This window comes from Streptomyces sp. ActVer (assembly GCF_027270795.1).
Lineage (GTDB): Bacteria > Actinomycetota > Actinomycetes > Streptomycetales > Streptomycetaceae > Streptomyces > Streptomyces umbrinus_A.
Genome location: NZ_JAPWHT010000149.1, coordinates 1 through 21441 on the forward strand (window position 1 = coordinate 1; position 21441 = coordinate 21441).

Annotated in this window: 18 protein-coding genes and 1 pseudogene; 8 read left to right on the forward strand and 11 right to left on the reverse strand. The window is 70.6% G+C overall.

The window, feature by feature from the left end; translation table 11 throughout:
• Together O3Q52_RS24045 and coxB are read right to left on the reverse strand one after the other, a co-directional pair.
• A pseudogene (locus O3Q52_RS24045) lies at positions 1-185 on the reverse strand (cytochrome ubiquinol oxidase subunit I); the annotation flags it as partial.
• The gene (gene coxB / locus O3Q52_RS24050) at positions 182-1102 is read right to left on the reverse strand and encodes a cytochrome c oxidase subunit II (protein WP_269650836.1); all 921 of its coding nucleotides are present in this window, start codon (positions 1100-1102) and stop codon (positions 182-184) included. The gene coxB and the pseudogene O3Q52_RS24045, both read right to left, overlap by 4 nt.
• Positions 1103-1602: 500 nt before the next feature.
• Here coxB and O3Q52_RS24055 point away from each other — a divergent pair, with 500 nt between their 5' ends.
• On the forward strand, positions 1603-2991 hold the full coding sequence (locus tag O3Q52_RS24055; protein ID WP_269650837.1) for a cysteine desulfurase/sulfurtransferase TusA family protein: 1389 nt from the start codon (positions 1603-1605) through the stop codon (positions 2989-2991).
• Between the two features lie 130 nt (positions 2992-3121).
• Here O3Q52_RS24055 and O3Q52_RS24060 read toward each other — a convergent pair whose 3' ends face one another.
• On the reverse strand, positions 3122-4096 hold the full coding sequence (locus tag O3Q52_RS24060) for a carbohydrate kinase family protein (RefSeq protein ID WP_269650838.1): 975 nt from the start codon (positions 4094-4096) through the stop codon (positions 3122-3124).
• Positions 4097-4229: 133 nt separating this feature from the next.
• Between O3Q52_RS24060 and O3Q52_RS24065 the strand changes: the two genes are divergently transcribed.
• Positions 4230-4439, forward strand: coding sequence for a hypothetical protein (locus tag O3Q52_RS24065; RefSeq protein ID WP_269650839.1), 210 nt, complete (start codon positions 4230-4232; stop codon positions 4437-4439).
• 291 nt (positions 4440-4730) lie between these two features.
• Entirely contained in the window at positions 4731-6296 is a 1566-nt protein-coding gene (locus O3Q52_RS24070) for a hypothetical protein (protein ID WP_269650840.1), read from the forward strand.
• 161 nt (positions 6297-6457) lie between these two features.
• Here O3Q52_RS24070 and O3Q52_RS24075 read toward each other — a convergent pair whose 3' ends face one another.
• Positions 6458-6814 (reverse strand): iron-sulfur cluster assembly accessory protein, encoded by a 357-nt coding sequence (locus O3Q52_RS24075; RefSeq protein ID WP_200398763.1) that lies wholly within the window; start codon positions 6812-6814, stop codon positions 6458-6460.
• Between the two features lie 342 nt (positions 6815-7156).
• Here O3Q52_RS24075 and nadA point away from each other — a divergent pair, with 342 nt between their 5' ends.
• Positions 7157-8350, forward strand: a complete 1194-nt coding sequence (gene nadA / locus O3Q52_RS24080; RefSeq protein WP_055617204.1) for a quinolinate synthase NadA — start codon at positions 7157-7159, stop codon at positions 8348-8350.
• Between the two features lie 181 nt (positions 8351-8531).
• On the opposite strand, the gene O3Q52_RS24085 is transcribed toward nadA, so the two are convergent.
• From O3Q52_RS24085 to O3Q52_RS24105, 5 genes are all read right to left on the reverse strand, one after another.
• Positions 8532-11648: an efflux RND transporter permease subunit gene (locus tag O3Q52_RS24085; RefSeq protein ID WP_269650841.1), complete on the reverse strand. Its 3117-nt coding sequence runs from the start codon at positions 11646-11648 to the stop codon at positions 8532-8534.
• Between the two features lie 164 nt (positions 11649-11812).
• Complete coding sequence (locus O3Q52_RS24090; protein ID WP_189838320.1) at positions 11813-12496, reverse strand: response regulator transcription factor; 684 nt, start codon at positions 12494-12496, stop codon at positions 11813-11815.
• Positions 12493-13785 carry a sensor histidine kinase gene (locus tag O3Q52_RS24095; protein WP_269650842.1) on the reverse strand — a complete coding sequence of 431 codons (1293 nt, stop codon included), beginning with the start codon at positions 13783-13785 and terminating at the stop codon, positions 12493-12495. Before O3Q52_RS24095 ends, O3Q52_RS24090 begins: the two co-directional genes overlap by 4 nt.
• A gap of 322 nt (positions 13786-14107) precedes the next feature.
• Positions 14108-14386, reverse strand: a complete 279-nt coding sequence (locus O3Q52_RS24100; RefSeq protein ID WP_269650843.1) for a hypothetical protein — start codon at positions 14384-14386, stop codon at positions 14108-14110.
• Positions 14387-14407: 21 nt separating this feature from the next.
• On the reverse strand, positions 14408-15196 hold the full coding sequence (locus tag O3Q52_RS24105) for a PspA/IM30 family protein (RefSeq protein WP_269650844.1): 789 nt from the start codon (positions 15194-15196) through the stop codon (positions 14408-14410).
• A gap of 278 nt (positions 15197-15474) precedes the next feature.
• On the opposite strand from O3Q52_RS24105, the gene O3Q52_RS24110 reads away from it, so the two are divergent.
• Together O3Q52_RS24110 and O3Q52_RS24115 are read left to right on the forward strand one after the other, a co-directional pair.
• Positions 15475-16098, forward strand: coding sequence for a DUF3043 domain-containing protein (locus tag O3Q52_RS24110; RefSeq protein WP_189838317.1), 624 nt, complete (start codon positions 15475-15477; stop codon positions 16096-16098).
• An 80-nt stretch (positions 16099-16178) separates the two neighbouring features.
• Positions 16179-16883 carry a bifunctional 2-polyprenyl-6-hydroxyphenol methylase/3-demethylubiquinol 3-O-methyltransferase UbiG gene (locus O3Q52_RS24115; RefSeq protein WP_143632796.1) on the forward strand — a complete coding sequence of 235 codons (705 nt, stop codon included), beginning with the start codon at positions 16179-16181 and terminating at the stop codon, positions 16881-16883.
• Positions 16884-17242: 359 nt separating this feature from the next.
• Here O3Q52_RS24115 and O3Q52_RS24120 read toward each other — a convergent pair whose 3' ends face one another.
• On the reverse strand, positions 17243-17455 hold the full coding sequence (locus O3Q52_RS24120) for a hypothetical protein (RefSeq protein WP_055618417.1): 213 nt from the start codon (positions 17453-17455) through the stop codon (positions 17243-17245).
• Positions 17456-17695: 240 nt separating this feature from the next.
• Between O3Q52_RS24120 and O3Q52_RS24125 the strand changes: the two genes are divergently transcribed.
• Positions 17696-18895: a bifunctional adenosylcobinamide kinase/adenosylcobinamide-phosphate guanylyltransferase gene (locus O3Q52_RS24125; RefSeq protein WP_269650845.1), complete on the forward strand. Its 1200-nt coding sequence runs from the start codon at positions 17696-17698 to the stop codon at positions 18893-18895.
• Here the strand turns inward: O3Q52_RS24125 and O3Q52_RS24130 are convergent.
• Positions 18892-20055 carry a class I SAM-dependent methyltransferase gene (locus tag O3Q52_RS24130; protein ID WP_269650846.1) on the reverse strand — a complete coding sequence of 388 codons (1164 nt, stop codon included), beginning with the start codon at positions 20053-20055 and terminating at the stop codon, positions 18892-18894. The genes O3Q52_RS24125 and O3Q52_RS24130 overlap by 4 nt on opposite strands.
• Before the next feature lie 200 nt (positions 20056-20255).
• Between O3Q52_RS24130 and cobT the strand changes: the two genes are divergently transcribed.
• Complete coding sequence (gene cobT / locus O3Q52_RS24135) at positions 20256-21338, forward strand: nicotinate-nucleotide--dimethylbenzimidazole phosphoribosyltransferase (RefSeq protein ID WP_269650847.1); 1083 nt, start codon at positions 20256-20258, stop codon at positions 21336-21338.
• The last annotated feature ends 103 nt before the right edge of the window (positions 21339-21441 follow it).

The following is a 21441-nucleotide window of genomic DNA, read 5'->3' on the forward strand; positions in this document are numbered from 1 at the left end:
ATCACGCCGCCGATGCAGAAGAACGCGAACGAGGTGACCAGGTACAACGTACCGATCGTCTTGTGGTCAGTGGTGGTGAGCCACTTGATCACAACGTTGCCGGGCTCCTTGCGCCGTACCGGTAGCTCGTTCTCGTACGAGTCCTCGGCCGCGGCGGCACCCTGAGGTTCATTGAGGATGCTCACAGGTTGTTCGTCTCCCGGTTCTTCTCGTGGTCCGTCTGCTCGATACCGGCCGGGACGTAACCGGTCTGCCCCTTCTCGGCGAGCTCCTTGAGGTGGGCCTCGTAGCGCTCGGGAGAGACGACCTTCACGTTGAACAGCATCCGGGAGTGGTCGACGCCGCAGAGCTCGGCGCACTTGCCCATGAAGGTGCCCTCCTTGTTGGGAGTCACCTGGAAGGAGTTGGTGTGGCCCGGGATGACGTCCTGCTTCATGAGGAACGGCACCACCCAGAAGGAGTGGATGACGTCACGCGAAGTGAGGATGAAGCGGACCGTCTTGCCCTTGGGGAGCCAGAGGGTCGGACCGGGGTTGCCGTTCTGCGGGTTCTTCGTGGCAGGCGTGCCGACGTCGTAGACGCCGCCGGCGTTCTCCGGGAACTTCTCCTTGAACCTGTTCGGAATCGCGTCGAGGTTCTTGTCGGTCGTCGCGTCACCGGTCGAGCCGTCGACGTTCTCGATGTAGTTGAAGCCCCAGCTCCACTGGAAGCCGACGACGTTGACCGTCACGTCGGGCTTCTTGTCGAGACTGAGGAGCTTCGTCTCGTCGCGGGCCGTGAAGTAGAAGAGCACCGAGACGATGATGAGCGGGACCACCGTGTACAGCGCCTCGATGGGCATGTTGTACCGGGTCTGCGGAGGAACTTCGACCTTGGTGCGGCTGCGCCGGTGGAAGAACGCACTCCACAGGATCAGGCCCCAGACCAGCACGCCCGTGACGAGCGCTGCAGCCCACGAGCCCTGCCACAGGGAGAGGATCCGCGGAGCCTCTTCCGTGGTCGGGGTGGGCATACCAAGACGGGGAAAGTCCTTGTATGTGCAACCGGTGGCGGTCGCCAGGACCAGGCCCGCAGTCAGCGCCTGCAGCAGCTTCCGCCGCATCGGGCGCCGCGGCGTGGGGGTACCGCCCGCGCCCCCTGGGGCGTGGGGGAGGTCGGAGCCGTAGGGACTCACGTAGCGCCTTCCCGAGAGTCTCGCCCGCGCTGTTGGCTGCGGCCTTCTCGCTGGTCGGTCGCCGCCCTGCGTCGGGCAGGGGTTTGGATGTTTATGCGGACCAAACCCTACTGGACGCTTTTTGGGGTCGCGCGGGGAGGGTCCCCAACGCGCCGCGGCTCACCCCGAAGGGGTGGAATGCGGGGCTCCGGGCCGTATGTGACGGCCCGTCGCGGGGCGACTGTGAACTCGGGTGGTGCGGTTCGTCATCGGGTGCGGGCCGCATGTGGTTGCTCGCGCAGTTCCCCGCGCCCCTAGAAAGCGGGGCTGCGCCCCAGCGCCTTTGTCTTCAGGGGCGCGGGGAACTGCGCGACCAGCCCCCACCGGGCCCGCACCCGCCGAACAAGCCCAACGCACCCACACCCGACCGAACCGCATAACGTGAGGTCGTGTCCTACTTCGACGCCGCATCCTCCACCCCCCTCCACCCCGTGGCCCGCCAGGCCCTGCAGGCCTCCCTGGACGAGGGCTGGGCGGACCCGGCCCGCCTCTACCGCGAGGGAAGGCGCGCCCGGCTCCTCCTGGACGCCGCCCGCGAGGCCGCCGCCGAGGCGATCGGCTGCCGCCCGGACGAGCTGGTGTTCACCACCTCCGGCACACGGGCGGTCCACACCGGAATCGCCGGCACGCTCGCGGGACGCCACCGCGTCGGACGCCACCTGATCGTGTCCGCGGTCGAACATTCTTCGGTGCTCCATTCGGCCGAGACGCACCGGACCCAGGGCGGCACGGTGTCCGAAGTGCCCGTTCTGCGCACGGGTGCGGTCTCCCCCGACACGTACGCCGAGGCCCTGCGCCCCGACACCGCGCTCGCCTGCCTCCAGTCCGCCAACCACGAGGTGGGTACGGAGCAGCCGGTGGCCGCGGTCGCCGAGGCGTGCCGCGCGGCGGGCGTACCGCTGCTGGTGGACGCGGCGCAGTCGCTGGCCTGGGGCCGGGTCGAGGGCGGCTGGTCACTGCTGACGGGCAGCGCCCACAAGTGGGGCGGACCTTCAGGCGTCGGGCTGCTCGTCGTGCGCAAGGGGGTGCGGTACGCCCCTCAAGGCCCGGCCGACGAACGGGAGTCGGGGCGCGCTCCCGGCTTCGAGAACATCCCCGGGATCGTCGCCGCGGCTGCCTCACTGCGGGCCGTACGTGCGGAGGCTGCCGCCGAGTCGGCCCGGCTGCGGGAGCTGACGGACCGGATCCGCGCGCGGGTGCCGGAACTGGTCCCGGACGTGGAGGTGGTGGGCGACCCGGTGCGCCGGCTCCCCCATCTCCTCACCTTCTCCTGTCTCTATGTCGACGGAGAGACACTGCTGCACGAGCTGGACCGCGAGGGTTTCTCGGTTTCGTCCGGATCGTCCTGCACGAGCAGCACGCTGACGCCGAGCCATGTCCTCAAGGCCATGGGTGTACTGAGCGAGGGCAACGTCCGGGTGTCCCTCCCCCTCGGCACCCCGGCGGAGGACGTGGACCGCTTCCTGGACGTCCTGCCCCGCACGGTCGCGGCGGTCCGCGAGAAGCTGGGCGCCCCGACGAGCGCCCCCGCGGTGACCGTCCAGGACGGCTCCCTCGTCGTGGACACCCTCGGCAAGCGCTGCCCGATCCCGGTGATCGAACTGGCCAAGGTGATCACCGACGTCCCCATCGGCGGCACGGTCCGCGTCCTCTCCGACGACGAGGCGGCCCGCCTCGACATCCCGGCCTGGTGCGAGATGCGAAACCAGGAGTACGTGGGAGAGGAACCGACAGAGGGCGGAACGGCATACGTGGTCCGCCGCAGAGCGCCCCTTTAGGGGCGCGGGGCCTATCCATTGCGGCTCCCGCGCACCGGCGTCCTCAGGGGCGCGGGGAACTGCGCGACCAGCCCCCACGCACCCGCAGACACAAACGAACGGACGCGCCCCGCGAAAGGGGCACCGGCACTTAAGCCAGGTGCCCTTGGACCTCCGCCGCGGCGTCGTGCCCGTACGCCTTCGTGAACCGGTCCAGGAAGTGCGACCGCCGCAACTGGTACTCCTGCGTGCCCTTGGTCTCGATGACGAGCGTCGCGAGCATGCACCCGACCTGCGCGGCCCGCTCGTGCGAGACCCCCCAGGCCAGCCCCGACAGGAAGCCCGCGCGGAAGGCGTCGCCGACCCCCGTCGGGTCGATCTTCGCCGTCTCCTCCGGGACACCGACCTCGACCGGGTCGCCGCCGACGCTCTCGATCCGCACGCCGCGCGCCCCGAGGGTCGTCACCCGGTGGCCGACCCTGGAGAGGATCTCGGCGTCGCTCCAGCCGGTCTTGGACTCGATGAGCCCCTTCTCGTACTCGTTCGAGAAGAGGTACGTCGCACCGTCGAGCAGCAGCCGGATCTCGTCGCCGTTCATCCGCGCGATCTGCTGGGAGAAATCGGCGGCGAAGGGGATCGAGCGGGTCCGGCACTCCTCGGTGTGCCGGAGCATGCCCTCGGGGTCGTCCGCGCCGATCAGGACCAGGTCGAGTCCGCCCACGCGGTCGGCGACCGCCTTGAGCTCGATGAGGCGGGCCTCGCTCATGGCGCCGGTGTAGAAGGAGCCGATCTGGTTGTGGTCGGCGTCCGTGGTGCAGACGAAGCGCGCGGTGTGCAGCACCTCGGAGATCCGTACGGACGCGGTGTCGACGCCGTGCCGGTCCAGCCAGGCGCGGTACTCGTCGAAGTCGGAGCCCGCCGCCCCGACCAGGATCGGCGAGGTGCCGAGCTGGCCCATGCCGAAGGCGATGTTCGCACCCACGCCGCCCCGGCGTACGTCGAGATTGTCGACCAGGAAGGAGAGGGAGACCGTGTGCAGCTGATCCGCGACCAGCTGGTCGGCGAAGCGGCCGGGGAAGGTCATGAGGTGGTCTGTGGCGATGGAGCCCGAGACTGCGATACGCACGGCTAGGACACGCTCCTGCGAGGAGGGAGATTGACATCTAACGCTATCGGGTCCGCGCCGCGGCTTCGAAGCAGGCAAAACTACCCAATAGTAGGGCTTTTTTCGTAGGGCATGCGGTGCATACGGTTCCGCTATGACGAACCTCAAGATCCATGGCGATGCTCCGCTCGATCTCGACGGCGGTCTGGCCGAGCTGCGGGGTGACTGCGCCCGCATGGTCCCGCACTGGTCGGCTCCCGCCAGGGTCACCGCGCTTCCGGTGTCGCCGTCACTCATCCACGGCGTGACGGTGCCGTCGGCTTCCGCCCGGATGCTGGATGCGATGTCGGACTACGGCGACTGAACGCTCCGCGGAGCGCTCCGCGGGGAGGCCGGATGGAAGCTCCGGGCCGGCTGTGGCTGGTCGCGCAGTTCCCCGCGCCCCTAAAAGACGCAGGGCACTGCCCGCCCCCAAGAAGCAGTAAGGCGCCGCGCGCTTAAAAAGGTGAGCGGCGCCAAGTAGGGAACCGTGCGCTCCCCCGTCGCGTCCCATCGCTGTCCCCCGTAAAGGGGAGGCAGGATACGACCCTGCTGTGTCCTGACCCGGTCAGGGGCGGGTCTCATGGGACAGCGGTGCGGCAGAAGGAGCGATGCGGTGGACAGCGAGCGACCCGACAACGACGCGGCCGAGGCCGCCGACGAGGACAAGCCGCGCAGGCGGCATTCGCCGGTGGTCGTCGCCTCGGTCGCGGCCGCCGTGCTGCTCGCCGGGGGCGGCGGGGCGTACTTCGCCACGACCGCGTCCGGCGGCGGTGGAAGCAGGGACAGCTCCGGTACGCCGGGGGACGACGGCAATCCGCCGCCGCTGGCCCTGGACGGCTACACCGAGGGCGGCGTGAAGGGCACGGACGGTACGAACGGCATCGCGCCCGGCGAGCCCGACCCGAACGGCGCGACCTACCGTGCCGAGGGCGAACTCCCCGACGGCCCCTCCTCCGCGGCCGTCCACCGTGCGAAGGGCGAGGTCACCGCGGCCGAGGTGGCGAAGCTGGCCAAGGCCCTGGGCGTGGAGGGCACTCCGAAGGCGGAGGGCGACGCCTGGCTGGCCGGCGCCACGAAGGACGGTTCCGGGCCTGGTCTGCGGGTGAACAAGAAGGCACCCGGCACCTGGACGTTCAACCGCTTCGTGCCCGGCACCGACAACTGCAAGAGCACCACGGTGTGCGCGAGCGGGACCGCCAAGGGCACCGAGAGCGGCGCCAAGGGGGCCGAGACCGACCCGGTGGGCGTGGGCGCCGCGAAGAAGGCCGCCGCCCCCGTTCTCAAGGCGGTCGGCCAGGACGACGCGAAGCTCGACGCGAGCCAGCTCATGGCCGCCGTACGCGTGGTGAACGCGGATCCGAAGGTGGGCGGGCTGCCGACGTACGGCTGGTCGACCGGCCTCCAGATCGGCCCGGACGGCCAAGTGGTCGGCGGCAGCGGCCAGTTGAAGACCCCGGTGAAGAGCGACACGTACCCCGTCATCAGCGCCGAGAAGACGCTCGCCCTGCTGAACGGGTCCGGGACGGGTGGCGGGCGCGTGGGGATCGGCGGGTGCGCGAGTCCCGTACCGCTGAAGGACAAGGACGAGAAGCCGTGCGAGACGTCGACGGTGGCGCCGAAGCCCGGGACGGTCGTCGTCGAGGACGCCGTGTTCGGTCTGGCCACGCACTTCGTGGACGGCCGGCAGGCGCTGGTGCCGTCCTGGCTCTTCGAGGTACGGCCCTCGGGGGCGGGCGAGAGCTTCACGGTCACGCATCCCGCGGTCGACCCGCGGTATCTGACCTCCCCGAAGCCTCCGGCCGGCACCCCGAGCGACGACCCGACGGTGGCTCCGAGCCCGCGGCCGAGCGAGCCGGGCGGCGGGACGACGGAGGCGCCGAAGACCGAGACCCGGGATGTCCGGGTCGAGGGCTACAGCGCGGACGGCGAGGAACTGACCGTGCGCTTCACGGGCGGGGTGTGCAGCGACTACAAGGCCTCGGCGCAGGAGTCCGGCGGCAAGGTGACGGTCCGGGTGACCGAGACGCTGAAGACGGACCAGGTCTGCATCCTGATCGCCAAGGTCTTCCACGAGAAGGTCGAGCTCAAGCAGTCCCTCGGGGAGCGCAAGGTCGTCGACACGGACGGCAAGGCGGTCCCGCTGGAGAAGGACCTGCCGAACCCGACCGGGGCAAGGTAGCCGGGGACGCCCGGCCACCGGCACGCGGAGGACGCGCACCCGCCGGTACGCGAGAACCCGCCGGTACGCGAAAGGCGGCGCCCTGTTGGAGGGGGCGCCGCCTTTCGGTGTCGTCCGGGACGACGGACCCGGCCGTCATCCGTCAAACGCAGGCAGCAGGCTTAGCTGAACGAGTCGCCGCAGGCGCAGGAACCCGTCGCGTTCGGGTTGTCGATCGTGAAGCCCTGCTTCTCGATGGTGTCCACGAAGTCGATGGAGGCGCCGCCCAGGTACGGAGCGCTCATGCGGTCGGTGACGACCTTCACGCTGCCGAACTCCTTGACGACATCGCCGTCGAGGGAGCGCTCGTCGAAGAAGAGCTGGTACCGCAGGCCGGAGCAGCCGCCGGGCTGAACGGCGACACGCAGCGCCAGGTCGTCGCGGCCTTCCTGCTCCAGCAGGCCCTTGACCTTGGCCGCGGCGGCGTCCGACAGGAGGATGCCGTCGCTCACGGTGGTGGTCTCGTCCGATACGGACATCTGCTTCTCTCCCGGGTTGTACGGAGACTGCTTGCCGACGGTTGCAACCGGCGGAGCCGCGGATTCATTCCGCGCCGAGTGTTAAGTCTTTGGCTTCTCTCTTCATGCTCGCACACCCGCCCCGAAGCGGAAAACGGCCTGTGGACAACCACCGCCCACACCTCGCCGACCACGCCACGACCACCCCGTCGACCACCCCACGGGATTCACGTCACATGGACGCTATGGGCATCGTCAAAGTGACGTGAAGCGGTTATGATAGATAACGTCATTTCGACGAAAAGGCTTGTTCTGCTTGATCGTTCCAGCCGGTCGATCCAAGCGGGCCGCAGAACAGAAAGGGTGCGTGTCGTGACCACCGCCCAGACCCAGGAGCTCGACGTACAGCCGACGCCCCTCGCCCTGCTGCTCCTCGGCCGTGAGGCCGACCCGAGGAGCGAGCGCGGCGTCGAATGTCCCGGTGACCTGCCCTCGCCGTCCGACCCGGACCTGGTCGAGCGCGCCCGCGCGGCCAAGGAGAAGCTCGGGAGCAAGGTCTTCGTCCTCGGCCACCACTACCAGCGCGACGAGGTCATCCAGTTCGCGGACGTCACGGGGGACTCCTTCAAGCTGGCCCGGGACGCCGCCGCGCGCCCCGAGGCCGAGTACATCGTCTTCTGCGGTGTGCACTTCATGGCCGAGTCGGCGGACATCCTGACCTCCGACGACCAGAAGGTCGTCCTGCCCGACCTGGCCGCCGGCTGCTCGATGGCCGACATGGCCACCGCCGAGCAGGTCGCCGAGTGCTGGGACGTGCTGACCGACGCCGGCATAGCCGAGCAGGTCGTGCCCGTCTCGTACATGAACTCCTCCGCGGACATCAAGGCGTTCACCGGCAAGCACGGCGGCACGATCTGCACGTCGTCCAACGCCCAGCGCGCCCTGGAGTGGGCCTTTGAGCAGGGTGAGAAGGTCCTCTTCCTGCCCGACCAGCACCTGGGGCGGAACACCGCCGTCCGGGACATGGGGATGACGCTGGAGGACTGCGTCCTCTACAACCCGCACAAGCCGAACGGCGGGCTCACCGCCGAGCAGCTCCGCGACGCCAAGATGATCCTGTGGCGGGGCCACTGCTCGGTGCACGGCCGTTTCTCGGTCGACTCGGTCAACGACGTGCGCGCCCGGATCCCCGGTGTGAACGTCCTGGTGCACCCCGAGTGCAAGCACGAGGTCGTAGAGGCCGCCGACTACGTGGGTTCCACGGAGTACATCATCAAGGCCCTGGAGGCGGCTCCGGCCGGTTCCAAGTGGGCGATCGGCACCGAGCTGAATCTCGTACGGCGGCTGGCGAACCGTTTCGCGAGCGAGGACAAGGAGGTCGTCTTCCTCGACAAGACGGTCTGCTTCTGCTCGACCATGAACCGCATCGACCTCCCCCACCTGGTCTGGACCCTGGAGTCCCTGGCCGAGGGCAACCTCGTGAACCGCATCGAGGTGGACCGGGAGACCGAGCAGTTCGCCAAGCTGGCGCTGGAGCGGATGCTGGCGCTGCCGTAGGGCTCCGCCGGAGGGGCTGGGCTTCGTCTGCGGGTCCGTCGTGGCTGGTCGCGCCCACGCGGCGGAGCCGCACATCGATACAGCCCCGCGCCCCTAAAAAGACTGCGCGGTTCCCCGCGCCCCCAATTGGGGGCGCGGGGAACCGCGCAACGGGGGTTCGGGGGCGGAGCCCCCGCCCCACCTACACCCCCACGGGCTCCGGCTTGTCGGAGTCGGAGGCCTCGGCCTTCTTCTCCCTCTTCGCCGCCTTCTTCTTCGCGCGGCGCTCCTTGCGGAGTTCGACCATCGCGTAGAGCGTCGGCACCAGGAGCAGCGTCAGCAGCGTCGACGTGATCAGACCGCCGATCACCACCACCGCCAGCGGCTGGGCGATGAAACCGCCCTCACCGGTGATGCCGAGCGCCATGGGCAGCAGCGCGAAGATGGTCGCCAGGGCCGTCATGAGGATCGGGCGGAGCCGGTGCCGACCGCCTTCCACCACGGCCTCGACAACGCCGTACCCCTGCTTGCGGTACTGGTTGATCAGGTCGATCAGCACGATCGCGTTGGTGACGACGATGCCGATGAGCATCAGCATGCCGATCATCGACGGCACACCCATCGGCGTACCGGTGATGACGAGCAGACCGATCGCACCCGTCGCCGCGAACGGGATCGAGACGAGCAGGATCAGCGGCTGGATCAGCGACCGGAAGGTCGCGACCAGCAGCATGAAGACGATCGCGATCGCCGCGAGCATCGCGAGGCCGAGGGACGCGAACGCGTCGTCCTGGTCCTCGGACACACCGCCGATGGCGGCCGTGGCACCGGCCGGCAGCTTCAGCTTGTCGAGCTTGGCCGTGAGGTCGGCGCTGACCGCGCCCGTGTTGTCACCGGTCGGCTTCGCCGAAATGGTGGCGGCGCGCTGACCGTCGATACGGGTCATCGAGACCGGCCCGTCGACCAGCTTCACCGTCGCGATGTCACCGAGCTTCACGGACCCGAGGCTGAGGCTCCTCAGCTCGGACAGCGTCTCGGCCGGCTTCGCCGACTTGATGACGACGTCGCGCTCGGTGTCGTCCAGGATCGCCTTGCCGCTGGTGGTGCCGCGCACCGCCTGGGCGACGGCCGCGCCGAGGGTCGTGTCGTTGAACCCGGCCGCGGCGGCCCTGTCGTTGGCCTTGACCGAGATCCGCGGCACGGACTGGGCCAGGTCGCTGGTGACGTCGGTGACGTCGTCGAGCCCGGCGACCGCGTCCCGGACCTCCTCGGCGGCCTCGCGCAGTACGGCGGCGTCGGCGGACTTCACCACGACGCTGAGGTCCTGGCTGCCGAAGCCGTCACCGGCCGCGACCGTCGTCGTACCGATCCCGGAGAGCTTGCCGAGCCCCTCCTCGATACCGTCCTGGACGTCGTCGAAGGAGGCCGAGTCGGCGACCTTGACGGTGTAGGAGGCCTGGTTGGTGTCCGTGCCTCCGCCGAACGCGGCCATGAAGCCGGAGGAGCCGACCGTGACCTGGTAGTCCTCGACGCCCTTGACGCCGTCGAGCATCTTCTCGACCTTCTTGGCCTCGGCGTCGGTCGCCGCCAGGCTGGTGCCGGGCTTCAACTCCTGCTTGACCGTGATGACTTCCTGCTCGCCCTGGTCGAAGAAGTTCGTCTTCAGCAGGGGCGCCATGCCGAACGTACCGACGAGGACCGCCACCGCGATCGCCACGCTGGTGAGGCGGCGGCGGGTCGCGAAGCGCAGCACGGGCACGTAGAAGCGCTGGAGGCGGCTGCGCGCCTCCTTCTCCTCGGCCTTGCGGCGCGCCTCCTCCGGGTCGATGCCGCGCACGTCCTTGGGGGCGCGCAGGAACCAGTACGAGAGCACCGGTACGACCGTCAGCGAGACGATCAGCGAGGCCAGCAGGGCCGCCGTGACGGTGAGGGAGAACGAGCCGAAGAGCTCGCCGACCATGCCGCCGGTCAGGCCGATGGGCAGGAACACCGCGACCGTGGTGAGCGTCGAGGAGGTGACCGCGCCCGCGACCTCGCGTACGGCCTTGAGGATCGCCTCCTGGCGCTCCTCGCCGTAGCCGAGGTGCCGCTTGATGTTCTCCAGCACCACGATCGAGTCGTCGACGACCCGGCCGATGGCGATGGTCAGGGCGCCCAGCGTGAGGATGTTGAGCGACTCGCTGCGGGTCCACAGCACGATGAGCGCGAGGACGACCGACAGCGGGATGGAGACCGCGGTGACCAGCGTCGAGCGGATCGACGCCAGGAAGACCAGGATGACGAGGACCGCGAAGAGCAGACCGAGGGCGCCCTCGGTGGTCAGGCCCTTGATGGACTTGGAGACGGCCGGGCCCTGGTCGCTGACGACGGTCAGCGTGGCGCCGGAGCCGAGGTCCTTGCGCAGGCCGGACAGCTTGTCCTGGACCTCGTCGGAGACCGCGACCGCACTGCCGTCGTGGTCCATGGTGACGGAGACCGCGAGGCTGGGCTTGCCGTCGGTGCGGGTGATGGAGTCCGCCGTGGCGGGCTCCTCCTCGACGGTGGCGATGTCACCGAGGCGTACGGGCTTCTTGCCGCCCTCGCCGGTGACCATCAGGTCCTGGATCTGCTTCAGCGAGGTGAAGCCGCCGCCGACCTGGACCGTGCGGTTGCTGCCGTCCTCGTCGAAGGAACCGGCGGGGAGGGTCGCGCCGCCCGCCTGGAGGGCCTGGCCGAGCGCGGCCGTGTTCAGCCCCGCCTTCGCCAGCTTCGCGTCGTCGGGCGTGACCGCGACCTGAAGGTCCTGTACGCCGTCGACGGTGACCTGGCCGACGCCGTCGATGTCCTTCAGCGCGGGGACGACCGTGCGGTCGAGCTGGTCCGAGAGGGCCTGCTGGTCCTTGTCGGAGGTGACCGCGAGGACCACGGTCGGGATGTCGTCGGTGGAACCGGCGACGACCTGCGGGTCCACGTCGTCCGGGAGCTGGACACGGGCGCGGTTCACGGCCTGCTGGACGTCGGCGACGATCCGGGCGGAGTCGTTGCCGTAGTCGAAGGAGGCCATGATCAGGGCGTTGCCCTCACTGGCCGTGGAGGTGACGCCGGAGATCCCGTCGACCGCTTCGAGGTTGTCCTCGATGGGCTCGACGACCTGCTTCTCGACCACGTCGGGGGACGCGCCCTGGTACGGCGCGATCACCGACACCATGGGCAGTTCGATGGTGGGCAGCAGCTGTTGCTTGAGCTGAGGGATCGCTATCGCCCCGAAGGCCAGGGCGATGATCGACATCAGCCCGATGAGGGCACGTTGGGCGAGGCTGAAGCGGGACAGCCAGGACATGGGTGACGGGTCTCTCTTCTGTGGCTTGAGTCTCTGGAGCGGCAGAACGGGCTCATGTGAGCGTCCGCCTATCACTCTGAGCCATCGCCGGGGCCCCGACCCTCGCCCCCAGGTCCCGTTCCTTATGCGGCGCATACCGCGACCGCAGTACGTGCGGGTGGAGCTCACTCCACCCTTGGGCGTACCAGTCCGGACTCGTACGCGATGACCACCAGCTGTGCCCGGTCGCGGGCTCCCAGCTTGGCCATGGCCCGGTTGACGTGCGTCTTCACCGTGAGCGGGCTGACCGTGAGGCGCTCGGCGATCTCGTCGTTGGAGTGCCCGCCGGCGACCTGGACAAGGACCTCGCGCTCGCGGACGGTCAGCGCTTCGAGGCGTTCGGCGCGGCCGGGGTCCCGGTCGTCGTCATCGCCGTCGCCCTGGGCGAGGAACTTGGCGATCAGTCCCTTGGTCGCGGCCGGTGACAGCAGCGCCTCGCCGCCGGCCGCGATCCGGATCGCGTTGAGCAGTTCGTCCGGCTCGGAGCCCTTGCCGAGGAACCCGGAGGCTCCGGCGCGCAGCGACTGCACCACGTACTCGTCGACCTCGAAGGTCGTCAGCATCACGACGCGTACGTGGGCGAGGCCCGGGTCGGCGCTGATGAGCCGGGTCGCGGCGAGACCGTCGGTGCCGGGCATGCGGATGTCCATGAGCACGACGTCGGCCCGCTCGTCACGGGCCAGCCGCACGGCCTCCGCCCCGTCCGAGGCCTCTCCCACGACCTCCATGTCGGGCTCGGAGTCGACCAGCACGCGGAACGCGCTGCGCAGCAGTGCCTGGTCGTCGGCGAGCAGGACGCGGATGGTCATGCGGGGTCCCCCGTGGGTGCCGTGGTCGGTGCCGCCGGTCCGGCTGCCGGTGCGGGTGCTGCCGCGGTGGACGCGGTGCTTCCGGTGCGGCTCTTGACCGGCAGGATCGCATGGACCCGGAAGCCGCCTCCGTATCGGGGTCCGGCGGTGCAGACGCCGTTCAGTGCGGTGACCCGCTCGCGCATGCCGAGCAGTCCGTGGCCGCCGTTCTCCTCCTGCCGGGCCTCGGCGTCGTCGCCCGGCCCGTTGTCGAGGACGGTGATCTCCACGTTCGGTCCCACGCGTACGACGCTGACCTCGGCCTTCGCCTCGGGGCCCGCGTGCTTCTGCACATTGGTGAGGGCTTCCTGGATGACGCGGTACGCGGCCAGGTCGACGGCGGCGGGGAGGGTGGTGCCGTGGTCGGTGCGGGCCACCTCCACGGGCAGGCCCGCGTTGCGGAAGGTGCCGACGAGTTCTTCGAGGCGGTGCAGGCCCGGGGCCGGTTCGGTGGGGGCCTCGGGGTCGCCGGACTGTCTCAGCAGGCCGACCGTGGCGCGGAGTTCGTTGAGCGCGGAGCGGCTGGCCTCGCGGACGTGGGCGAGGGCTTCCTTGGCCTGGTCGGGGCGCTTGTCCATGACGTGCGCGGCCACTCCGGCCTGCACGTTGACGAGGGCGATGTGGTGGGCGACGACGTCATGCAGGTCGCGGGCGATGCGGAGGCGTTCCTCGGCGACGCGGCGTCTCGCCTCCTCCTCACGGGTGCGTTCGGCACGCTCGGCACGCTCTCTTATGGCGTGCACGAAGGCGCGGCGGCTGCGGACCGCGTCGCCCGCGGCGGCGGCCATGCCGGTCCAGGCGAAGATGCCGAGGTTCTCCTGCGCGTACCAGGGCAGGGGGCCGGCGAGCATGGCGATGCCGGTCAGGACGGTCATGGTGAGGAGGCCCACGCGCCAGGTGGTGGGGCGGTCGGTCGCCGACGCCACCGTGTAGAGGGCGACGACGGCGGACATCACCACGGGGGCCCTGGGGTCGCCCGTCACGAACTCCACGACCGACAGGGCGCTCGTCGCGAGGAGGACCCTCAGGGGGTGGCCCCGGCGGAAGACCAGGGCCGTCGCCGCCAGCAGCATGAGGGTGAGGCTGAGGACGTCCGGGGTGCGGGCGCCCCAGTCCGGGCCGCCGTGTCTTCCGTTCGGCTCCGCGAACGAGCCGACGACCATGCAGGCGAGGACTGCTGCCGCGAGGGCGCCGTCCACCACCAGCGGGTATGCCCGCAGGCGGTTCCGGGCGCGCTCGAGTGTGCTCACGGTTGTTTACGGTACGGGGCCCTTGCGGGGCGCGGAACTGGTGCCACCGGTAATCGGGCCGGGGCCCACGTTTTTCGCCCCCGCCGCCCCTGTCCTCCTCCACTCTCGGCTTCGCTCGAGCGGGCGGACCCCCATCGTCCTTCTGGGGCTCCGCCCCAGACCCCGTGGGTGAGATTTCGGGTGCGGGCCCGGCTGTGGCTGGTCGCGCAGTTCCCCGCGCCCCTGGGTATCTCAGCCCCTCCGGCGTTTGAGGAGCGGGGGTTCGGGGGCCGGCCCCCGAAAAGGGACGGGAACGGGTGGGGGCGGCGGGGGCGAAGGAAAGTCAGCCGGGGATCAGACCGTCGTCGTTCAGCATCTCCCGGACCTCCGAGAGCGTCGCCTCCGGGGACGGGAGGATCAGTTCGGAGGGTTCCAGGGCGGCGTCGGGGAGTGGCGTGCCGAGGTGGCGGACCGCGTCGAGGAGTGCCCCCAGCGTGCGCCGGAAGCCCTCCTCGTCACCGGACTGCATCTCCGCGAGGAGCTCGTCGTCCAGCTTGTTCAGTTCGGTGAGGTGGCCGTCGTCCAGCCTCACCTGTCCCTCCCCCATGATCCGTACGATCATGACGCCCTCCTCGGCGTGGGACTACTGCTTGTCGAAGCGCGGAGTGTCCTGCTGCTGGGACTGAGTCTGGTCCTTGCCGCCCTCGATCGCCTGCTGGGACGAGGAACCGCCGGCCAGCTCGGCCTTCATGCGCTGGAGCTCCAGCTCCACGTCCGTGCCGCCGGAGAGCCGGTCGAGCTCGGTCTGGATGTCGTCCTTGGCGAGCCCGGAGGAGTCGTCGAGGGCGCCGGAGGCGAGCAGCTCGTCGATGGCACCGGCGCGCGCCTGGAGCTGCGCGGTCTTGTCCTCGGCGCGCTGGATGGCCATGCCGACGTCGCCCATCTCCTCGGAGATGCCCGAGAAGGCCTCGCCGATGCGGGTCTGCGCCTGGGCGGCCGTGTACGTCGCCTTGATCGTTTCCTTCTTGGTCCGGAAGGCGTCGACCTTGGCCTGGAGCCGCTGCGCCGCGAGGGTGAGCTTCTCCTCCTCGCCCTGGAGGGTCTGGTGCTGCGTCTCCAGGTCGGTGACCTGCTGCTGGAGCGCGGCACGGCGCGACAGCGCCTCACGGGCCAGGTCCTCCCGGCCGAGCGCGAGCGCCTTGCGGCCCTGGTCCTCAAGCTTGGAGGACTGGTTCTGGAGCTGGTTCAGCTGCAGCTCCAGGCGCTTGCGGGAGGTCGCCACGTCGGCGACTCCCCTGCGCACCTTCTGCAGCAGCTCCAGCTGCTTCTGGTACGAGTAGTCGAGGGTTTCGCGCGGGTCCTCGGCCCGGTCAAGGGCCTTGTTCGCCTTCGCGCGGAAGATCATCCCCATACGCTTCATGACACCGCTCATGGGCTTCGCGCGCCCCCTTCTGACGGACTCCAGCTCCAGCGACTGCAACAGAACCCACAGTACGGGCCCTGCATCCATTACCGCACTGTTCGGGGACGGATGCGCTCATCCCCAAGGACGACTGTGAATGATCTTGCTCCGGCGTAGGGAGTAGGTGTCCCCCGGGGTTCGTCCCGGGGTCGGCCCGGAGAACCGTGGGCAGCCACCCCTTTTCAGGCTCCCTTGTCCCCCTACAGACGACCGGTGTTGCCGGATCGTTCCCCACTCGGCTGACGTCCATGCCTCCGTACCCATTACCCTTGGGTTTTGTGTTCCGTAGCCGTGCCAAGGATGAGAAGGCCCCCGCCGACAAGGCGCTGACCGACTCCACTCAGCCCCGTGACCCGCAGGCCCCCAAGGGTCGGCCCACGCCCAAGCGCAGTGAGGCCCAGTCCCAGCGCCGCAGCGTGGCCAATACGCCGACGACGCGCAAGGAGGCCGCCAAGCGGCAGCGTGACGATCGCCGTACCCAGATGGCGAAGCAGCGCGAAGCGCTCGCCAGTGGGGACGAGCGCTATCTGCCCGCCCGTGACAAGGGCCCCGTGCGCAAGTTCGCGCGCGACTTCATCGACTCGCGGTTCTGCATCGCCGAGTTCTTCCTGCCGCTGGCGGTGATCATCCTCGTCCTGAGCATGGTCCAGATCGCCCAGCTGCAGAACGTGGCGCTGCTGCTGTGGCTCTTCGTGATCGTGATGATCGTCGTCGACTCGATCGGCATCGCGATCCGCATGAAGAAGCAGCTGAACGCGCGCTTCCCGGACGAGCCCAAGCGCGGCGCGGTCGCCTACGCGCTGATGCGCAGCCTCCAGATGCGTCGCCTCCGGCTGCCGAAGCCGCAGGTCAAGCGCGGAGAGCGGCCCTGAGCGCGGCATCTTTCGCGGGGGGCGCCGCCGAAGCCTGGCTGAGCAAGCTGGGCGGTCTGCGTGATGTCGTACGGCAGGAACTGGTCGCCCGGCAACTCGACGAGCAGATAGCCGGGCGCTTCCCGGTGGGGCAGCGGCTGCGCGTGCTCGACGTGGGCATGGGCCAGGGCACGCAGGCGCTGCGGCTGGCCCGGGCCGGGCACCAGGTCACGGGGGTCGAACAGGACTCCACGATGATCGCCGTCGCCCGTGAGAGCCTCGCCGCCGAGCCGGAGGGGATCCGCAGCCGTGTGCGGCTCGTCGAGAGCGACGGGCGGGACACCGGGGTCCACTTCCTGCCGGGCAGCTTCGACGTGGTGCTCTGCCACGGCGTGCTGATGTACGTCGAGGAGCCCGACCCCCTTCTCGCCGGGCTCGCCCGGATGCTGGCCCCCGGCGGACTGCTCTCCCTGCTCGTACGGAACGCCGACGCGCTGGCCATGCGGCCGGGGCTGGCCGGCGACTGGGCGGGCACCCTGGCGTCCTTCGACACCAGCGCGTACACGAACCGCCTCGGACTCGACGTACGGGCCGACCGGCTCGACGCGCTCACCGGCACCCTCGCCGGGATCGGGGCGCCGCTGCACGCCTGGTACGGGGTGCGGGTCTTCACGGACACCGCGGCCGACGACGCCGCCGTCCCGGACGACGTGGAGACGCTGCTGGCCGCCGAGGAGCGGGCCGGGCGGACGGATCCGTACCGCCGGGTGGCGGCCCTGCTTCACCTGTGCGGCGTACGGGGCTGAGAACCCCCCTGTTCGGCCCCGCACCGCAGGCCGGACCCGCCGCCCCGAGGCAGGACTCGGGGCATGGATGTTGCGTCGCCTGCCCGGCCCCGTAGCCACGCCCTTGCCCGTGTCCTTCCCTTGATCGCCGGCTGCTGCGTGGTCCTGCTCGGCGGGTGCTCCGGCGGTGGGGCGTCGACCGGCGCTCGCGGCCCGGAAGCCGGGCGAGAAGGTGCGGGTGACGTACACCCGCGACGGTGACGAGAAGAGCGCCGAGGTGACGCTCGGCGAGCAGTGACCCGGCGGGTGGCGCGGGCGGACGCCGGAGGGCCGCGGTCGTTCGTACGGCCGCGGCCCTCACGCGTATGGGCTACGGGGGCCTAGGAAGCCTCGGCGTGCAGGCTCATCGGACCGTAGATCTCCGTGGCGTCCTCGGAGAGCCGGACCTGGTCCGCCCCCGCCTCGGCCAGCGCCTTCCAGTGTTCGCCGAGCCAGGACTCCGCGTCGCCCTGGGTGGTGAACTCCTCGGGCTGGACCGCGGGCTGGACTTCCGTCCCGTCGGCCTTCTCGAACCGCCACGTCCATGCCGCCATGTCAGCCTCCCAAAAGTTCCCAGCAAGATCGGGCTCTTGCCCGAAGCCTAGGTGTTCTGTTGGTTGTCCGGTGTTCAAAGGTGCAGGTCGAGAAGTGTTGTGTGCTGTCTGCGGGTTGGTGGGGGCTTGTCGCGCCCCGCGGCGGAGCCGCAAGTGTCACAGCCCCGCGCCCGTTGAGGGGCGCGCTCCCGTGTAACCCCTGACGGGCACAAGCCGTGTTGACGCGGGAAAATCAGATCCGTGGAAGTGACTTTGCTTGGTACCGGTGGGTCTGCGGGGCTGCCTCGGCCCGACTGTCCCTGTGCTGCTTGTGCGGTGGCGCTGGGTGTGGATGCACGGGCGGCTGCCGCCTTGTTGGTCGACGGGGCCCTGTTGCTGGATCTGACGCCCGGGGCGGCCTTTGCCGCGGCTCGGGCCGGGCGGTCGTTGGGCGGGGTGCGGCAGGTGTTGTTGTCACACCCGCACAACGGGCCCGCGGTGGAGGTGCCGGCGGGGCTGCCGCAGCCGGGGCGGGTGCCGGACGGGCGGGAGCTGGCGCTGCTGACGGGGCATCGGGTGCGGGCGGTGCCGATGGACGCGCCGGGCACCGGGTACGCGGTGACGGGGCCCGACGGGCAGCGGCTGCTGTATCTGCCGCCGGGCGCGGCGCCCGCGGGTCTTGAGGAGGTGGCCGGGGCGTACGACATGGTGGTCGCCGATGTCGTCGGGCGGCCGGACGCGTTGGCCCGGCTGCGGCTGGCCGGGGCGGTCGGGCCGGCCACGGACGTGATCGCGGTGCACCTCGACCACGACGTGCCGCCCGGCCGGGAGCTGACGCGGCGGCTCGCGGCGGCGGGGGCACGGGCGGTGCCGGACGGTACGACGCTGACGGTTGGGGTGTACGAGGACGTGCCCGACGTGCCCCGGCGGACTCTGGTGCTCGGCGGGGCCCGGTCCGGGAAGTCGGTGGAGGCCGAGCGGCGCCTGGAGGCCTTTCCCGATGTGCTGTACGTGGCCACCGGCGGGACGCGGAACGGGGACGGCGAGTGGGCGGCCCGGGTGCACGCCCACCGTGAGCGGCGGCCCGGCTCCTGGCGTACCGCCGAGACCTGCGACCTCGTACCCCTGTTGAAGGACGACGGGGCGCCGTTGCTCGTCGACTGTCTGTCGTTGTGGCTGACGGACGCGATGGACTCGGTGAACGCGTGGGACGACGACGAGTGGGGCGGTGGCGGTGAGCGTGCGCTGCGGGCCCGGGTGGAGGAGCTGACGGCCGCCGTCCGCGAGACCCGCCGCACGGTGGTCGCCGTCTCCAACGAGGTCGGCTCCGGCATCGTCCCCGCCACCCCCTCCGGCCGCCGCTACCGCGACGAACTCGGCCGCCTCAACGCGGCGTTCGCGACCGAGTGCGAGCACGTGCTGCTGGTGGTGGCGGGACAGGCGCTCACCCTGAAGGGCTAGGAGTCGAAGGGCTGGGCGTCCGGGCGGGGAGTGTGTCTGCCCGCCGTCTTGCGGGCGATGATGCGGTACGCGTTCGAGAAGCGGGTGCGCCGCAGGAGCGGGGCCAGGACGTGGTCCAGGGCGAAGGCGGAGGCCAGCAGCGGGGTGGTGGCCCGGGTCAGGGCCGTACGGAGGGTCCGCTGGAGGTCGGTCGGCGGGCTCGGGCGCCAGGGCTCGTCGCCGCCCGGCAGCCGGTTGCCGATCGCCAGCGCGAGGGCGCCCGTCAGGTCGTACGGGATGTGGGGTTCGCGGCGGTCGGTGGAGACGACCGTGCAGCCGAGCTCGTCGAGTTCGTCGAGCAGGTTGCGCAGCGGCATGAGGTGGAGGTGCTGCGGCTGGCAGTAGGACACCCACCACTTGCCGAGCAGCGCCCCGAACGCGCAGTCCGGGTCCGGGACTTCGACGAGCAGATGCCCGCCGGGACGCAGTACGGCGAGCGCGGCGCGCAGTTCCTCGCGCGGGTCGGGGCTGTGCTCCAGGTGGTGGAACATGCTGACCACGTCGTAGCGGGCGCGCAGCCGGTCGACCAGGTCGGGCAGCCGGCCGTGGTGCGCCTCCTCGACGCGGCCCGCCGTCCGCGCCTGCTCGACGCGCGAGGTGGGGTCGAGCCCGTCGAAGGAGGTGTACGTGTACAACTCCTTGGCCGCCGCCGGGAAGTGGCCGTGGCCGGTGCCGACGTCCAGCCAGCTCTCGGGTTCGGGGTACGGGAGCATCGCGCGGGCGGCGGCCTCGTGGCGTCTGCGTCCGGCGCGGGCGCGCAGGATCCGCTCGGCGAACCCCTCGTGGGTCTCGTGGTGCTCGTGTCCCTCGTAGAAGTCCCGGTAGTAGAAGGCCAGGCCCTCGGTGGTGAGGCGGGGGTTCTGGAAGGCGTGCGCGCAGTCCTCGCACTCGTCGACGACGAAGGTGCCTGGCTTGTGCTGGAGCAGGTCCGGGGTGCGCAGGCGGGTGCGCAGCCGCCGGGAGCCGCACCAGGGGCAGTCGGGCCGGCGGGGCTCGTGGAAGTGGTCGGTGCCCTGGGCGAGTTCGCTGAGGTACGCGGCGCGGCGCCGGGCGACGGTCTGCTGGGCGGGAGGTGTGGGGGGTGTGGCGGGTGCGGGAGATGTGGCGGGTGTGGGGGGCATGGTCTGTCTGCTCCTGCCGGTCCGACGCGGTACGACCCTGTAGAGGCTGATATGAGCTACTACCGGTCGATACAAACCGGTATGACAATCCACTGCAAACCGGAACGTATGGGATGGCGATCTTCGATGCAACGACCCCGTGCAGCGCACTGACCGACCGTCAGGAGACCGGCCCGATCACTGCCGGTACTGTTCGGCGAATGAGCTCGCTTAATCTCGACGACTTCACCGATCTGATCGAGCGCCCCGACGGCGGTGTGCGCCGTGACGCCGAGGCGCGCCGGGAGCGGCAGGTCGTGCCGCCCGGGGCCCTGGGACGCCTCGACGACCTCGGTGAGTGGCTGGCGGCCGCACAGTCGGCCGTGCCGGTGCGGGCGATCGAGCGTCCGCGCGTGGTGCTGTTCGCGGGTGACCACGGGGTCGCCGGGCTGGGGGTGTCGGCGCGGCCCGCGGGGAGCGCGGACGAGCTGGTGCGCTCCGTGCTCGACGGCGCGAGCCCCGTCTCCGTACTGGCCCGGCGGCTCGGCGTGCCCGTGCGCGTGGTGGACATGGCACTCGACTGCGAGCCGGAGAGCCTGCCCGACGAGGTCGTACGGCACCGGGTGCGGCGCGGCTCCGGGCGGATCGACGTGGAGGACGCGCTGACCCTGGAGGAGGCGGAGGCCGCCTTCCTCGCGGGGGTCGCCGTCGCGGACGAGGAGGCGGACTCCGGGACCGATCTCGTCGTGCTCGGCGATGTGAGCGTGGGCGGGACCACCGCCGCGGCCGTGCTGATCGCGGCGCTGTGCGGCACCGACGCGTCGGTCGTCACCGGGCGTGGGGGGCGGGCCATCGACGACCTCGCCTGGATGCGCAAGTGTGCGGCGGTTCGCGACGCTCTGCGTCGCGCTCGGCCCGTGCTCGGGGATCAGCTGCAGTTGCTCGCGGCGGTGGGCGGGGCGGATCTTGCCGCGATCACCGGGTTCCTGCTGCAGAGTGCGGCGCGGAAGACTCCCGTGATCCTCGACGGGGTCGTGTCCGCCGCCTGTGCGCTGGTCGGGCAGCGGGTTGCCTTCCGGGCGCCGGACTGGTGGCTGGCGGGGCAGACCAGTGGTGAGCCCGCCCAGGCGAAGGCGTTCGACCGGATGGCGCTTGAGCCGCTTCTCGATCACGGGGTGACTGTCGGGGAGGGGGCGGGGGCGTTGCTCGCCCTGCCTCTGGTGCAGGCCGCGGCCGCGTTGGCGGCGGAGCTGCCGGAGGCATCGAAGGCCCCGGAGGCCCCCGAAACCCCGGAGAACGATTAGCGGCTTGGGGTCGGTTTGCCGGGTGCGGGCCGGCGGGGGTTGCTCGCGCAGTTCCCCGCGCCCCTGAAAGCGGGGCTGCCGCCCCAGGCTTTTGTCTTTCAAG